Origin of the sequence: Shewanella sp. SM21, from assembly GCF_025654335.1 — a bacterium.
In the GTDB taxonomy this organism is placed as follows: Bacteria; Pseudomonadota; Gammaproteobacteria; order Enterobacterales; family Shewanellaceae; genus Shewanella; species Shewanella oncorhynchi.
Window position 1 is genome coordinate 54,019 of sequence record NZ_JAKKRL010000011.1, and the last position, 16,911, is coordinate 70,929.

Consider the following 16,911-nt stretch of genomic DNA (forward strand, 5'->3'; position numbering starts at 1 on the left):
GCTAAAAATATGATTTCATTAGGAGTCGTTGATTTGGTTTTGACTGAGATTTTCTGGGGTAAAAATATTTTTTTGCAAATGTTTCACTATTGCTTGATTGCGCTATATGCTAGCGCTGTTTTGTAAACCCCTTGTGTTTGTTTAGGCAGATAAATGAAAAATATTATGGTAGTGATCCTATGGCTTTTAGGTGTCTCTGCCGCTACCCCCGCGTTTGCCGATGAGGCCTCTCCGGAACAACTCGCCCGTCTTTACCTCGATTTTATGGCACAGAATAGTCGCCAGAGCGAAGCTTTGTGGCCCGGTTTTCGCCTTGAAGATAAAGTACACCTTTTTAGTTATGCTGGTAATGTCTGGCTTCGACAGCCTGGTGGCGAAATAATTCAAGATAACAGTGTGTTAGAGTCGGTCAATCTGCACTCTGGTCTATCGGTGAGTTTCGGCTTTCCACAATATAATGGCCAGCCAGGCGTATTGATCCAGCTCGAAGTGCCGAACATCCAATTTACTCGCGACACTAAGCCAACGGATTTAGCTTTTTTAATCTGGGCGAGCAATGGCTTGCATGAAGCCTTCCATTTTTATGCCCAATCCGAATGGCGAGTATTGGAAGACGGTAAGCGTTATGAGGGCGAGGTCTTTCCGCTCAACTTCGATGCTCGCTATTATCGTTTACAGTTATTTGATGCCTTAATGGCGGCGCTGGCACAACCCGAGCAACAGTCATTATACCTTAGCTATGCAGCCTATTGGTTGCAGCAATGGCGCCAAATTGCGCCGAATGAAGATCGAGTCGGTTACATCAATGATCTTGTTGAAGGCAGCGCTAAGTATGTGGAATTGGCCGCTGGTGCGCGTGTGTTGAGTCAAAATCAAACTTTACTTGGTTATCAGCAAATACTGACAAAATATGTGTATGACTATTATCAACAGCAGAAGATGTGGGTTGGTTGGACGGCTGAGGCGGCAAATATTGGCGCTCTGGCGGGCATATTGTTGGATAGCACTCAAGACCCTTATGTGTGGAAAGAGTCGGTCATGTCGGGTATGTTACCTGTGGATTTACTACTGAACCGCGTAAAGCCTGTATCCCCGCTAGACAAGAAAGACGCTAAACAAAAGAAACAGCTGCAGGAGATGCTAGCGTATTACCCTGCCACTCAAGCAAAATTGTCTCAGTTGTTGTTGAATGTGCAGGATCCAAAAGTGCCGTTATTGGTTATGCCGAGCGTGAGCGATAGCAGCAGTTTTATCGATGTGGGTGACGTACGTTCTGGCTTTTATGTGGTGCCCTATCAAGAGGAAATGACTCAAGCTTATTTAGGGATGAGCGCGCAATTTAGTAACTTGTCAGTGAGTGGCAGTCCATTACTCGATGTTCCGGTACAAAATTTTTGTGAGGGCATTGAGGCGGCAACTCTGTTACCTTTAGCATTCCCCTTTCAGCGTGAGGGTCAGTATCTGGTATTCAACGAAGCGGAAGTCCATGGAACTATTAGGGTTTCTGCGAGCGTTGTTGATGGAAGAACCCTCTACTGTGCGATGAATTAATAATGAGAAAAAATCAGCTCGAATTTACCTACATGCGTGGCATTGCGATTATCTTTATCGTGCTTGGCCACAGTATTTACAACTCTGGTGAAGGTTTCCCGCTGTTGCTGGAAAATCTATTGCGTGGTGGCACGGCGTTATTTGTGTTTATCTCGGGATACTTTTTCCATCGCATTTTTTATAAGGATTTCGACTACAGCAAGTTTATGAAGAACAAAGTACAAAACGTACTTTATCCTTTTTTAGTTGTGTCATTGATAGGTCTATTTTGTTTGTGTTTGCGCTGGATATTTATGGAGCATCAGCCGCTCGATAATGTCTTGCTGAGTATTTTTTATACTGTGCGTAACGGTTATATTCTGTATCCGCACTGGTACATTCCCTTCATCATGGCGGTGTTTTTATTCTCGCCGATTTTTTTATGGTTTATCCGTTGCTCGCAGCAGATGCGTTGGACACTATTTGTACTGAGCTGTGTGGTAGCAATCCTATTGCATAGACCTATAGGCAACGTCAATTTCATCCACTCAGTCGTGTATTTTGTACCTTTCTACTTGATTGGTATTTTATATTCGCAAGATGAACATATTGTGACGCGCTTTGGCTCTATTTTCACCGCACTAGCGATGATTTTTTTAGTGGTTAGCTTAGTCGAACAAACTTACATAGTGCAGCATATTGGTAACTATCATAAGGCACCATTTGAGTACAGCGGTATCGATTGGCAGTTTATTCAGAAACTTTGTTTATGTGTATTAGTACTGAATTTCTGTGAATGGTTGTCGGGACGAAGTCGTTTGCCTTGGTTAGTCGAAGTTGCCGAGATGAGTTTTGCAATTTTCTTTATTCATCCACTCTTCGATATGCTATTTAACACGGCTGCAACCGTAATGCGTTTCCGCTTCCCACCAGGTTCTGCTGTGACTAGCGTGCTCTTTTCCGCTGGGATTTTCATTTTTATGATGGTAGGCAGTATTATGACGGCTCGCTTTATCAAAAAGCGTCTGGGTAATCGATCGCGTACTTATATCGGCTGGTAATCACTTTGGTTTATCATCACTAACACTAGGTGAAATTCAGTTTGAATTTATTTCCTAGTGTTAGGGTGTTTTCCATCTAAAAAAGTGGAGAACATAATGAATCCCAACATTACCCTACCGAGCCTCGGGCTTATCAGTTTGTCTTTTATCGCGTTGCCATCCATCGCCGCTCAAGTTGAGTCGCTATCCACCAAGACGCAGAATACGTTTTTCGCACAAATCGCGGCCCATTGTGGCCAAGCCTTTGCGGGAAAAGTGGTATCGGGTGACACGGCTGATTCGGCCTTTAGCGGCAAGTCGTTAATTATGCACGTGCGTGAATGTAGCGACACTGAGCTTAAGATCCCGTTCCATGTGGGTGATGACCACTCGCGTACTTGGGTGCTGACTAAAACGCAGCAAGGGCTTAAGTTGAAGCACGACCATCGCCATCAGGATGGAAGTGAAGATGCTGTGACCATGTATGGCGGTGATACCAAGAATGATGGGACAGTACAGAAACAGTCATTTCCAATCGATAGGGAATCTATCGATAACTTCGTCAAGAATGGACTAACCCAGTCGATCACGAATGTGTGGCACATGGAAATTACGCCAACAACGTTTAGCTATCAACTTACGCGCGAAAACCGCGATTTCAAAGTCGATTTTGATCTCACTCAACCCGTCGCATTACCACCCAAACCTTGGGGACACGACTAGTGTTGTTATCAAGCTAGCTCAAAATTGTGTTCATCACCTGCTTATGTTGCCCGTTTATGTCGATAACGACACTACACGGGCTCAGCCTCGCATCAAATCCAGTCAAATCGTTGTGACATCCTTGCCAGCAAACCCTAGTGCGGTAAGTTCTTCATCTAGTAGTATCACTGCTATGTAATGACGCCATTAACTGGCAATAAGCCAATAAGTCCATTATGTCTAAAAGGATTAATAATAGTTTTTTTCAGTTTTAACTGTTCATTTTACTCATTTTATTTCGTTGCTGGATACTAGAATAGCGGTTCATTTAATACTTAATTTTTATGGATAAATAAGATGGTTGTACCTCAAAATAGGTATTTATATCTTGAGTATGATTTCTTAAATATTCACCTAAATTAAGTATAAATCTGAGATTTAAGCCGGATTTAATCGCTACTTATATCAATTTATAGTGTAGGCTTGAGAAAGTGCTGTTGAAAGATGATGCACCTAGGTCTAGAATGAAAAATTAAAGGACTGATTCACTAATGATTATAAAGTTAAGTGACCCAAAGGGAAGAGGTGAGCTATGCGCTTTTATATGGCAAGACAGCCTATACTGAATAGAAATAAAAACGTTGTTGCTTATGAGTTGCTCTTTAGAAATAGCCGGGATAACTATTTCCCACAGGGTGTTACAGACAATGTTGCTACAGCTAAAGTGTTTGTAAATAGTTATTTAAGTATGGATCTAGAGGATTTAACCGAAGGGAAGCCAGCATTAATTAATTTTCCATCTCATTTCTTGCAAGACCATTTATTATACATGTTTCCATACAAAAATATTATTGTTGAGGTATTGGAAACTGTTAGCCCAAGTGAGGATAACTTTATTTTAATTAAAGAGTTATTTAACTTGGGTTATTATCTTGCTTTAGATGATTTTGTTTATTCTCCTGAGTGGGAACGTTTTTTTCCTTTTTTTAAACTTATAAAAATTGATATAATTTCAACGCCTTTAGATAGTGTTTCTCATCTGATCCCTAAATTTAGAAAGTATAATTTAAAGTTACTTGCAGAGAAAGTTGAAACATTGGAAGAGTATAGGCTAGCTAAGTCACTCGGTTTTGATTATTTTCAAGGTTATTATTTTTATAAACCAGAACTCATAGAAGGGAGTGAAATAGGTGCTACACAACATTTTGTTATGTCTATTTACAATGAGGTTTTTAAGTCTGATTTTAGTTATAAAAAACTTGAAAATTATTTTTCTCAAGATTTAGATCTTACTTATAAATTACTAAGGTATGTCAATTCAAGTCAGTTTGATCATGTGAATGAATTTACCTCAATTAAGCAGACTATGATTTTTTTAGGTGAAAATAAACTTCGTAAGTTTGTAAGTCTCATTATTTTGGCTGAACTTAACCCAAATAAACCAGTTGTGTTAATTAATAATACTATAATCAGGGCTCGGTTATGTGAAGAGTTAATATCATTAATGGGATTTCCTTTGTTGAAAGAGTCAGCATTTTTGACTGGATTATTATCTACTTTAGATGCCATTTTAGATAAGCCGATGAACAGAGCGATAGAGCCGCTTCCTCTTGAACAGAAAATAAAGCGTGCTTTACTTAATAATCATGGATACCTAGCTCATTGTTTACAACTTACTCTGGCGTATATGAAAGGTGATTGGGTTACTGTCGATTATTTCATTGATAATTATAATATTGATCCTGAGAGGCTCATCTCTGCGTGCGATAAAGTGTATAGCTGGTTTAATCAGTATAAAAATTCAGTTCAGTAGTAATGAATGCTAGTTTGCAATAAGGATATGCGATGATGAATGGTATTGATTTAGACTTGTTTGATTCTTGTGCATTTATGCTATCACCTGAGGGGGAGTGGTTAGGCGAGAATCAAATTTTCTCAAATAATAATTTTTTAAAAAATGCCAAGAAAAAAATAATTCAGCATTTTGAAAAGATTAAACAGAATATCACGCCTAATGAATGCTTAATGATAGGAAGTAACTGTTTAAAGTTTAGCCTATTAAAGATGGCAAATAAAAATTTTATTGTGCTCTGTGTTGTAGAGCATGATGCGTCAATAACAAAAAATTTCGAGTATAGCCAATTTAGGTGTGAGAATCCTGCGGGTGATGACTCTAGATATCAGGAAATTACTTCAGATGGTGTTCTTGTCGTAAATAGTCTTGGTAATATTGATTTTATTGGTGGCGGGGTTAAATACCTTTTCCCATATTTACATTTTTATAATTATATTGGCAAGTCATTTTTTAGTTTAATTCAAGATATTGTTAGCTATGAGGTTGTTGGTAGAGATAATTATAGAATTATGAAGTGGTTTAGATATAAATGTGCAACTAATAAAAAAATATGCCTATCTTTTAAAACTAAATCAGGGTTGTATTTTGAGTATAGAGATTTCTTCCTTGATGATAGAACTCGGTTTGGATTAATTATAGATGAATCTAAACGATATGAGAAAGAAAAAGTATTAATAGAGAAATGTTCAGATCTGGAACAATTGAATAGCTTTCAAAGTGATTTTATTGCCACTCTAGGTCACGAGATTAGAACACCATTAAATGCAGTGCTAGGCTTAATTGAGCTCAGTTTAGGTAATGTAAGGGCACAGGATAAGAAGTTATTATCTGTCGCATTCAGTACTTCAAAACAAGTTCTATTACTCATTAATAGTATGTTGGATTTTAAAAAGACAAATGAGAGTAGTGCAAATGTTAAAAATGACTCGGTAGATGTTAGGTTGTTAGGCGAATCTGTTGTTGATGCGTTTAGCCTTCAAGCAGATAAAAAAGACATTAATTTAGACTTTTTTATGCCATTGAATTTTAATCGCAGGGTTATTTGTGATGAAGTTAAACTAAATCAAGTTATCTATAATTTAATCTCCAATTCAATTAAGTTTTCCAATAAAATTGACTCGTCGATTCTATTAGAAGTAGAAGTTCTGGAACAGTCATTCGAAAATGTAAAACTAAAGTTTTCTGTTATTGATAATGGTATCGGTTTAACTGAAGAGGAACAATCAAAAGTGTTCGGTAAGTATGAGCAGGCATCATCAAATTCTTACCGTCAGTATGGTGGTGTTGGCTTAGGACTATACATAAGTAAAAGTATATGTCGTTCAATGGGAAGTGACCTTCAGGTTATTAGTCGTATCGGTGATGGTAGCGTTTTCTATTTTGTTATTGATTTTGCTTTAGATAGTCACTTTACGGCACCTGATGTAAGCGGCTCCTATCGTTCTGATATTGATGCTTCAGTAACAGCATATACTAACAGTTCCATTTTTCACGAATCAGTTTCAAGATATTCCAAAGAGCTTGATTTCGAGTTGCTATATTTACCAAGTAATGAATTACTGGAATTTGAAAATGAAAGCTCAATACTTTTTATTGACTTGAATCAAAATGATATTATCTCAAAGAATGAATTTGTAACTAGTCTTTTTACAAGGAAAGAAAGAGTTGCAGAGTTAAGGAGAGTGTCACTTTCTAAGTCTAACTCCGACTACGAAGTAATTTCATATCCACCACTCAGAATTCAATCAGTAACTGATTTTGTTAATGTTAAAAATTATTTTAATATTATTGACGAGCAGGCTTCGGATAGTGCTGATTATAGTAATATTAGTGTGTTAGTTATTGATGATTGTCAAGAAAACTTATTTGTTATCGAAAAGCAGTTATTATCTGTTGGAGTCATAGTTTCCTGTGTTCAAGATCCGATGCAAGCAATTGAGCTTTTTAAGACAAATAAATTTAATGTCGTTATTTCTGATGTGATAATGCCAACTATATCGGGCTCAGACCTCATTGGTGTCATTAGAGAAGTTGAAGGGTATCGGGAATTAGCACCATCGATTATTGTGATGTTGACCGCTGATCATGGCGACATATGTAAAGATGAATGTTTGCAGGCTGGAGCAAATCGCGTACTTGTAAAGCCTTTGACATTGAATGATTTGATTGGCCTTTTAGATGAAGTAAAAGTCACTTTGTCAAATAATGCAAGTTTAAAAAAGTCTACAGTCAAAACTGATAATAGTTATTTTGATAATAGTTTTTTCTGTTGTGATGAAACACCGCAGGAATTAGTGGATACCTTACAGATAGTCAACTTGTCAGATATATATAATTTTGTAGGTGAAGATATAAGCGATGAAGAGTTATCTATTTTTTTAGAGCAATATTATAGTAATTTACTTGTTAAGCGTGAAGCATTAAGGTCTGCAATTGTGGATAATGATCTTCGTATTATTACTGCAATTAGCCATACCCTTAAAAGTAATTCTCTTTACATAGGAGCAAAAAAATTAAATTTATCTTGCCAAGAACTAGAGCGTGTTTCGCGTAACAATGCTATTGATTACAAAGTTATCTTAAAATGTTGGCAAGAGGTTGATGATGATTTATTTGCGTTAATTGAGTTTTTTATGCAAAGGAGTAATGCTAGTGGATAGAGTCAATTTTGAGCATATCGTTCTCTATACGAACGACCAAGATAATGATAGATTATTGATAAGTGTTCTAATTCGTCATTTTTCTCGTATTCATGTGATTAAAACGAATGCTGAGCTTGTTGAGCAAATCAAACAATCAACCCCCAAAGTGATTCTTGTTGCTGCTGAAACGTTACAAGAAACTTTACTTATTTATTACGAAGCCATAGAGGAGTTGCAGGCTGTAGAAATATGTGAGCATGCCGTTGTTTCTCTTATTCCAAAACATCAAGAAAGAGAAGCGTACGAAGCTTATCGTAGTGGTGTGATTAATGATTATTTAATCGCTAGACCAATGTATGAAGTGCATAGAGCAATTATAATATGTACACATTTATTGCGGGAAATTGGGTTAAGAGGAAAATATAAAAAAGTAGAAGAGTTTGTAAATGTACAAGATAACTACTCTTCGCATATCAAGGAGATTGTCCTTAAAGGTGTTCAGCGCAAGAGGGATTTAGAACATAGCTTTGAATTAAGTTTGATTGAAATTGAGCAATCATTAGATAAGGCAGAAGCGCACCTTGCAAGTAATAGAACTGCTGAGTTAGATCTGGCTTCATTGAAGAAGATATTATCATTTATTCGTTCTAATGAAATTAGACCAGCTTTGTTGAAACTACAAAGTAAGGCGTTGCACTTACTTGAACTTGTTGTTACTGATGTATCAAATGTGGCGATGGTCGCAGAAGCCCCTTTGCCAGAACAGGAGCATATTGAGGTTAGCAATAAGGCAGCTACAACTGTGCCTGATACTAAATACACGTTTAATCGATTGTATTCGGAGTCAAAAAATTCTCTTGTATCAGTTGAAGTTCCTGTAGTGCCAAAGATGTTAATTGTTGAGGATGATCACATTAGTTTGAATTTAACTATTATGCTTCTTAGAACGTATGCCATTGAACTTGATACATCATTGTCTGGACGTATGGCGTTAGATTTACTTTCTAAGAAAAAATATGACGTTATTTTAATGGACATAAATCTTCCTGATACTAATGGGTTTTATATTATTAACCACATTAATAAGTCTAATGGAATAAATGCAATTACGCCCATTGTTATGTTGACTGGGAATAAAAATAAGTCATCAGTTCAGCAGGCAATAGCTGCAGGAGCTAAAGGTTACATTATCAAACCACTATATAAGGATTCGATAATCAAGCTTTTTAGGAAGTATGATATTCCATTGCATTTGCGATAGTTCTATAGACATGGGTTTTAATGATACTTGTATATATTTTTTAGTCTCACAGGTATGGGCCTATATCTTTACCAGTAATATCTACCTTTTTAGGTATTTAAATTGTTGGGTTTTTATGTTTTACATTGTTCTTTCGGGTTTTTATTAGATTATACTGATGCTTTTTAAGTTATAGTCTTTAGCTTAAATATGATGTTCATCTGTGGAATGACCACCTATTGTTGGCTGGCGTTAGTGCCAATCATAGATCAAGGGAGTCGTTTTGATGGCGCTAGTTGTGATGGAGTTAGGATGGTTGACAATACTGTACATAATCATAAGTCTCGGACTCAATATATTATTTTAGCTGTGGCTATTTATGCGCTTGCAGCGCTTGGATGGATCTTTTTATCCGATCAATTGTTGCTTGTATTTACGGACACAGAAACTGTGTTTCGTTTATCCCTCGCTAAAGGTTTTTTCTTTGTATTTACCAGTGCCTTTATCCTACTTTTTGTTCTGAATGCCGTTCCTGACCGTCATAATGCTCCATCGGGTAATTTGCTTGAAATAACCTTTGCTCGCTCTGTAGCGATAAGTAATATCTCATGGCTTAAATACATTGCGATATTGAGTTTTACGCTGATAACGCTATGGTTTGCCAATTCGCTTTCAGCTGAGCAGCACCAGCGCTTACTATTGCTGATTTTTATGTTGCCTATTTCATTAAGCGCGATTGCTGGCGGATTTGCCCCTGGATTAGTCGCGACATGTCTCTCTGTTCTGTGTGTCTATTATCTTCATCCAACCGCCAATAGTCTCGACAATATTCATTCTGTCGATTGGTTACAGCTTATTAGTCTAAGTGTTTACGGCATAGTGATCAGTGCACTAAGCGGCTATTTACGCGCCTCATTACAGAAATTGGATGTGAATCATCAACTGCTCGATTCTGTGGTTTCTCAAACAACCGATGGTATTTTTGTGAAGGATTTGGCGGGGCGTTACATCTTGGTCAACCAAGGTGCCGCTACCTTTGTCGGCAAGAGTATGAGTGACATCTTGGGCAAAGATGACACTGATATTTTTGATGCTGACTCGACTCATATTATCCAAGAAAAAGATCGCACTGTATTAGTGTCCGGAATGGTCACCACACATAAAGAGTATTTACATATTCAGGGTGAAGCAGCCATTTTTCAAGTGACCAAAGGTCCTGTGTTTGACGCTCAAGGTGCAATTTGTGGCTTATTTGGAATAGCAAGGGATGTCACGACTCAAGAAAAAAATGCTGAACATTTACTCATTAGTGAGTTGGGATTAAAACAAGCACAACAATTATCAGGGATTGGCAGTTGGGAGTGGGATTTAGTTACTGATTCGCATACTTGGTCTGAACAGGTTTTTGTGATTTATGGCTTGCCATATAAAGAAGCTGCCCCTTCGATAGAACAAGTGCAGAAATTATTTACTCCTGAGAGTTGGCAAGCGTTAAGTACGCTGGTGATGCGATGTGTGCATACGGGAGAAGAGTATGAATGCGAAGCTGAGTTGCTAGATCCTAATCGTGCCCATCGCTGGATTATGGCTAGGGGTCAAGCACAGCGTGATCCGCACGGTAAGATATTTAAATTGCACGGTACAGTGCAAGATATTACCCAGGCGCGACAGCTTCAACAACAACTAGCGGCTCAAACAGCACAATTACAAAGGGTTATTCAAGGTTCTGAACAAGGATTCTGGGACTGGAATGCTGTTACTGGAGAAGTGCAAATCAGCCCAAGATTTGAAGCCATTTTGGGATATCAAGCTGGCGAGATGAAGTTGACGGTTAATAATTGGCGCCAATATGTGTATGTCGAAGATGTGCAAAATATAGAGCAACAGGTTCTACAGCATCTCATCCATAAAACAAGCAGTATAGAGTTGGAAGTGCGCTGCATTAAAAAGACTGGCGAGCTGTGCTGGATATTGTGTAAGGGGCGAGTTGTTGAAGAGGATAGTCAAGGTCGAGCGTTGATGATTTCAGGAACTCAAGCCGATATCACGTTATTAAAGACCCATGAGACTGAGTTAGATCGCGTGGCAAATTATGATGCACTCACAGGATTACCAAATCGTCGCTTACTTTTAGACCGTTTTCAGCAAATGATTGCCCATGTTCAACGTAATGGCAGTCTCTGTGCCGTGTGTTTTATGGACCTTGACGGGTTTAAGGTGGTCAATGATCGTTATGGCCATGAGGTTGGTGACCAACTGTTGATCGCGATTGCAAATAATGTGTCTGTGGTGATTCGGCAGCAAGATACGTTGGCCCGGGTAGGAGGCGATGAGTTCGTTATCTTATTTGAGATGATGTCTGAGGAAGAATGTACTCAAGTACTATTACGAATACTGGCGGCGGTCGATCAGCCGATATCAATCGGCGATTTAAATCTTTGTTTAACGGCTTGTATTGGTGTGAGTTTGTATCCAGAGGATAACGTTGACCCCGACATTTTATTGCGCCATGCCGACCAAGCCATGTATATGGCAAAATCTGCAGGTAAGAATCGTTTCCAAATGTTTGATCCTGACATTGATCGTAACATTATTGCTCGGAGAACTTGGTTAGAAGAACTTAAATCAGCTTTTGAACGTCATGAATTTGTGATGTTTTACCAACCAAAAGTGAATCTCGCTACTGGTAAAATTATTGGTGCGGAAGCCTTAATTCGTTGGCGTCATCCACTGCGAGGCATAGTCGGTCCGAGTGAGTTTTTACCGGATATTGCAGGCAGTGATCTTGAAATTGCTTTAGGTGAATGGGTTATCAATACTGCAGTAGCGCAATGGCAAAATTGGCAGCAGAGTGGTCGTCCGATAGCAGTAAGTATTAACGTAAGCGCTCGGCAGCTATTGGCTGAACACTTTAGCGCGTTCTTAAAATCGACGTTAATGCAATATCCCGATTTGACGGCTTCGGATCTAGAATTGGAAATTTTAGAGAGTGCCGCCATTGAAGATATGACATTGGCAATTGATATCCTTCAGGAATGTAAGCGTTTGGGTGTTCATTTTTCCCTAGATGATTTTGGTACAGGTTATTCGTCGTTAACGTATTTACGCCAATTACCCATATCGACGATAAAAATTGATCAGAGTTTTGTGCGAGGTATGCTCGATAGCGAAGATGATTGGCGTATTGTGGAGGGTGTTATCCGCTTAGCGTCAGTATTTAATCTTAATGTGATTGCTGAAGGTGTTGAAACCATTGCCCATGGTAAAAGTTTAGCTGAATTGGGCTGCCAATTGTGCCAAGGCTATGGCATTGCTCGGCCTATGCCTGTAGAGGAGTTTGCTCTTTGGTACGATGAATGGCCATCGCAATATCAACAGATTAAACATGAATTCAAGCAAATGGACGAATTGCATCTTTAATAGCAAGTTACAGAGAGTTTTTAGCTGGCTTTAAGGATTTAGGTGCTCACTCGTGTATTTGGAATGTACTTATTTGGCGTGATGGTTCTTATCTGGAGCAAAAGTTGGCGCTGGGCTAATCTTTTGCTCCATAGTTCAGAATACTTTTAGTGTTTAATCTATATTTCTTTTTGATTTACTCGGGTTGATAGCTCTGAAGCGCTTTCTTTGCGTTCGCTATATCGGTTCGTGAGGAAATTAACATTGCCCCTCAGGAGTAAAGTGAATTTCATCAATTCCTCCATAACATCAACTACGCGATCGTAGTAAGGCGAAGGTTTCATTCGGCCTGCCTCGTCAAACTCTAACCAAGCTTTTGCGATTGAAGACTGGTTGGGTATGGTGAACATGCGCATCCATCGTCCCAATATACGCATTTGGTTTAGTGTGTTGAAGGACTGTGAACCACCACTCACCTGCATTATTGCTAATGTCTTACCTTGTGAAGGCCGGACAGCACCTTCAGCCAAAGGGATCCAATCGATTTGGGCTTTCATAATACTGGTCATCGCACCGTGGCGTTCTGGTGAACACCACACCATACCTTCGCACCAACGTACCATTTCTCTTAGTTCCATGACTTTGGGATGACTGTCAGGCGCATCATCAGGAAGTGGAAGTCCAGAAGGGTTAAAAATACGCACCTCTGCGCCCATGTGTGTTAATAGTCGAGCGGCTTCTTCCGTCGTCAGTCGGCTATAGGAGCGCTCTCGTACTGAGCCATAAAGCATCAGTATTCTAGGCGGGTGGGTTAAAGGAGTTAGATTAAAACAGTCCATATCCATGTTATTAACCATTAATTCTTGCTTGAGCGCTGGCATATCGTGGTTTAGTGGTTTCATGTGCGAACTCTTTGTCCCTGTTCATTAATGATGATTTCGCCATCTTCTTTGGTGAAAGAGCCTTGTTGTGCTTTGGTCAAAATATCAAGCACTGTCTCAGACGGGCGACAGAGTTTTGTGCCTCGCGGCGTAACGACGATAGGACGGTTAATTAAAATGGGATAAGCCAGCATGAAGTTAACCAGTTCTTCATCATTAAATGTGTCTTCAGAAAGTCCTAGTCGTTCAAATGGTTCAACATTGTTACGTAGCAATGAACGCACAGAGATTTTCATCTCATTAATTAACTTAAGTAATTCATCGCGGGAGGGTGGCGTTTCTAAGTAGTGGATGATTTGGGGTTCGACTCCACTATTACGGATCAATGCTAAGGTGTTGCGCGATGTGCCACAGGCTGGATTGTGGTAAATCTTAATGCTGTCATCAATCATATTAGTCATAACATGTCTCTGATAAATAATCGCTTATAAATTTATCCATAGGCACTAAACAGATGCTCTAGTGCCCATGGACGAAGATTAGAAGGAGAGGCGCAGCGCCAGTGCCGCTAGGGTGACAAATAGCACAGGTAGCGTCATCACTATGCCGACGCGGAAATAATAACCCCAGGTAATATTGATATTCTTCTGCGCCAGCACATGCAGCCATAGCAGGGTTGCTAAACTGCCTATGGGGGTGATTTTAGGGCCTAAATCGCTACCAATTACGTTCGCGTAAATCATGGCCTCTTTAATCACGCCAGTTGCATTGCTACCGTCTATCGACAGGGCGCCGATTAACACTGTGGGCATGTTGTTCATGATGGAGGATAAAAACGCGACCAAGAAGCCCGTGCCCATAGTGGCAGCCCAAAGCCCTTGTTCTGCCAAGCTATTTAATACGCTCGATAGGTAATCGGTTAAGCCTGCGTTGCGAAGACCATAAACTACCAGATACATGCCCAGTGAAAAGACCACTATCTGCCATGGCGCGCCGCGCAGTACCTTAGTGGTATCTATGGCATGGCCTTTTATGGCGACCATAAACAGGATCAGGGCACCCACGGCAGCGACTAAACTCACGGGTACACCGAGGGGTTCTAAGCCAAAAAAGCCCACCAAGAGTAAGACTAATACGCCCCAACCGGTTTTAAAGGTTTGAGGGTCGCGAATGGCGGCCTTAGGCTCGCGCAGTTTTTGCAAGTCGTAGGTCGCGGGAATATCTTTGCGGAAAAACAGATGCAGCATGACTAAGGTGGCGCTAATAGCGGCAATATCGACAGGCACCATCACAGCGGCATATTCGTTAAAGCCTATGTTGAAGAAGTCCGCGGAAACGATATTCACTAAGTTAGAGACAATTAACGGCAAACTCGCGGTATCGGCAATAAAACCCGCCGCCATCACAAAGGCTAAGGTCGCTCCGGCGCTAAAGCCAAGAGCCAGTAACATAGCAATCACTATGGGGGTGAGGATCAGCGCCGCGCCATCATTGGCGAATAAGGCGGCAACAGTCGCGCCGAGTAACACTATGTAAGTAAAGAGTAAGCGGCCACGACCTTTGCCCCAACGGGCCACATGCAGCGCGGCCCATTCGAAAAATCCCGACTCATCCAATAATAAACTGATGATGATCACGGCAATAAAGGTGGCGGTCGCATTCCAGACAATATTCCACACCACAGGAATATCACCTAACTGTACCACTCCTAACAGTAAGGCCAATACGGCGCCTAAGGTGGCACTCCAACCTATGCCTAAGCCCCTAGGTTGCCAAATTACTAACACTATGGTGAGAACAAAAATTGCCCCTGCTAACCACATACAAGCTCCTAAAAGGGTAGAGATTGTCTACCCGTAATCATAAAATAATGCCCTCACCTAACGATATTGTCGGTGGGTTTGAATGATTTTTTATATGTGAATTTTCGTATGTATCTTAGTGTTGAACACTATACTTAAACACCATTTTGGCTAATGCGTGAAACTTAAGGTGATCTTATATACGGATATTTACATATATGAAAATTCGTATATATTGTACAAGGTCTTTCCAAAAGATCCATAGCCATGAAAAACGAGTGTTGTTTCTTACCGCTCACAGCTTGCTGTTTGAATGAACCTTTAGGAAAGTTAACAAAAGGATCAAAATGTTTGTATTAGTTCAGTCTAAGGGCATCAATGATTAATCCAACCCAGTTTTTTAAATGTTTAGCCGATGAAACCCGCTTGCGTTGCATGATGTTGATCCAGCAAGAGGGAGAGCTCTGTGTCTGTGAATTGACCGAGGCATTGCAAGAGACCCAGCCTAAGATTTCGCGACATTTGGCCCAATTACGTAAATGCGGTTTATTAGTTGATCGCCGTCAGGGGCAATGGATTTTCTATCGTATCAATAATGACTTACCCGAATGGAGTCAGTTAGTGCTGAGTGAAGTTACCAACCAAAACACTGTATTCCTTGAAGAAAATATGCGTAATTTGTGCAAGATGGGCGGGCGTCCTGACCGTGCTAAAGCTTGCTGCTAGAAGACTAGCAGCAAAAATTTAACCTCAAATATACGTTTTTTCATATATTTACGTGTCTAAAGTTTTGCTTAATATTAAGGTGGCGTAACAATGCTGCAAATATTTTCAGATTTAGCGAGCTGGTTAACTTTTGATTTGATGGGGTTAGAGCCCAATACTAAGCTCGCCGACGCCATCCATTTTTTTATTGAAGATACCACTAAGATTTTTGCGCTCCTGTTGCTGATGATTTATGGCATCGCTTTGGTGCGGGCCTCGCTCAATGTCGAGCGTGTTCGGGATTACTTGGCGGGTAAAAATCGTTTTGTCGGTTACATTATGGGATCGGGTTTTGGCGCTGTTACCCCATTCTGCTCATGTTCGAGTATTCCGGTTTTTTTAGGTTTCACTTCCGCGGGGATCCCCGTTGGGATCACTATGGCGTTTCTGATCACTTCGCCGTTAATTAATGAAGTCGCCGTTCTGTTGCTTGTGAGTCTGCTGGGCTGGCAGTTCACTGTGATATACGTGCTAGTCGGCATGTCAGTGGGTATGTTGGCGGGGGCATTTTTGGACACGATTCGCGCTGAGCGTTGGCTGCAGTCCTTTGCCGCCAAAGCACTCGAACAAGGTAAGGCGCAAGCAAGTCACGATAATAGCGAGGGTATAACATCAACATCCATGACGTTAACGGAACGGCATGAATTTGCGAAAGGCGAGACCCTAGAGATTTTTGGCAGAGTGTGGAAATGGGTCATTATTGGGGTTGGGCTTGGCGCCGCACTCCATGGATTTGTGCCTGACGGTTGGATTGAAGCCCACTTAGGCGATGGTCAATGGTGGTCAGTTCCTGCGGCGGTATTGATTGGTATTCCTCTGTATTCCAATGCCACAGGGGTTATCCCTATCATGGAGAGCCTTATCACTAATGGCTTGCCCGTAGGGACGACATTAGCATTTTGTATGGCAACGGTTGCCGCCAGTTTTCCCGAGTTCATTTTGCTCAAGCAGGTGATGCAATGGCGTTTGCTGGCCATCGTTTTTGCTATTTTATTGATTTCATTCACCTTAATCGGTTGGATCTTTAACGCTATAGGTCCCATTCTGTGAGAATT

Annotated in this window: 12 protein-coding genes; 9 read left to right on the plus strand and 3 right to left on the minus strand. The window is 40.3% G+C overall.

The annotated features are described in order from the left end of the window. Positions 1-153: 153 nt before the first annotated feature. The 7 genes from L5L94_RS15620 (at position 154) to L5L94_RS15650 (ending at position 12,429) form a co-directional block, all read left to right on the plus strand. Positions 154-1,551 carry a hypothetical protein gene (locus tag L5L94_RS15620; protein ID WP_263163902.1) on the plus strand — a complete coding sequence of 466 codons (1,398 nt, stop codon included), beginning with the start codon at positions 154-156 and terminating at the stop codon, positions 1,549-1,551. A 2-nt stretch (positions 1,552-1,553) separates the two neighbouring features. Further along, a complete protein-coding gene (locus L5L94_RS15625) occupies positions 1,554-2,591 on the plus strand; it encodes an acyltransferase family protein (RefSeq protein WP_263163904.1) in 1,038 nt (345 codons plus the stop codon). Between the two features lie 96 nt (positions 2,592-2,687). Further along, positions 2,688-3,293: a hypothetical protein gene (locus L5L94_RS15630; protein WP_263163906.1), complete on the plus strand. Its 606-nt coding sequence runs from the start codon at positions 2,688-2,690 to the stop codon at positions 3,291-3,293. Positions 3,294-3,864: 571 nt separating this feature from the next. Further along, complete coding sequence (locus tag L5L94_RS15635) at positions 3,865-5,085, plus strand: EAL and HDOD domain-containing protein (RefSeq protein WP_263163908.1); 1,221 nt, start codon at positions 3,865-3,867, stop codon at positions 5,083-5,085. A gap of 32 nt (positions 5,086-5,117) precedes the next feature. After that, positions 5,118-7,787: a hybrid sensor histidine kinase/response regulator gene (locus L5L94_RS15640; protein ID WP_263163909.1), complete on the plus strand. Its 2,670-nt coding sequence runs from the start codon at positions 5,118-5,120 to the stop codon at positions 7,785-7,787. Continuing rightward, a complete protein-coding gene (locus L5L94_RS15645) occupies positions 7,780-9,030 on the plus strand; it encodes a response regulator (protein WP_263163911.1) in 1,251 nt (416 codons plus the stop codon). The genes L5L94_RS15640 and L5L94_RS15645 overlap by 8 nt, the downstream gene beginning before the upstream one ends. 291 nt (positions 9,031-9,321) lie before the next feature. Next, a complete protein-coding gene (locus L5L94_RS15650) occupies positions 9,322-12,429 on the plus strand; it encodes an EAL domain-containing protein (protein ID WP_263163912.1) in 3,108 nt (1,035 codons plus the stop codon). Positions 12,430-12,587: 158 nt separating this feature from the next. Here the strand turns inward: L5L94_RS15650 and arsH are convergent, their stop codons facing one another. The 3 genes from arsH to L5L94_RS15665 all read right to left on the minus strand — a co-directional run bounded on the left by arsH (position 12,588) and on the right by L5L94_RS15665 (position 15,112). After that, positions 12,588-13,310, minus strand: coding sequence for an arsenical resistance protein ArsH (gene arsH, locus L5L94_RS15655; protein ID WP_317629649.1), 723 nt, complete (start codon positions 13,308-13,310; stop codon positions 12,588-12,590). Next, a complete protein-coding gene (gene arsC, locus L5L94_RS15660; RefSeq protein ID WP_263163998.1) occupies positions 13,307-13,741 on the minus strand; it encodes a glutaredoxin-dependent arsenate reductase in 435 nt (144 codons plus the stop codon). Before arsC ends, arsH begins: the two co-directional genes overlap by 4 nt. Positions 13,742-13,828: 87 nt before the next feature. After that, entirely contained in the window at positions 13,829-15,112 is a 1,284-nt protein-coding gene (locus tag L5L94_RS15665; RefSeq protein ID WP_263163914.1) for an arsenic transporter, read from the minus strand. Positions 15,113-15,469: 357 nt separating this feature from the next. On the opposite strand from L5L94_RS15665, the gene L5L94_RS15670 reads away from it, so the two are divergent. Both L5L94_RS15670 and L5L94_RS15675 read left to right on the plus strand, forming a co-directional pair. Further along, on the plus strand, positions 15,470-15,817 hold the full coding sequence (locus L5L94_RS15670) for a metalloregulator ArsR/SmtB family transcription factor (RefSeq protein WP_105250495.1): 348 nt from the start codon (positions 15,470-15,472) through the stop codon (positions 15,815-15,817). Between the two features lie 90 nt (positions 15,818-15,907). Further along, positions 15,908-16,906 (plus strand): permease, encoded by a 999-nt coding sequence (locus L5L94_RS15675; protein WP_263163917.1) that lies wholly within the window; start codon positions 15,908-15,910, stop codon positions 16,904-16,906. The last annotated feature ends 5 nt before the right edge of the window (positions 16,907-16,911 follow it).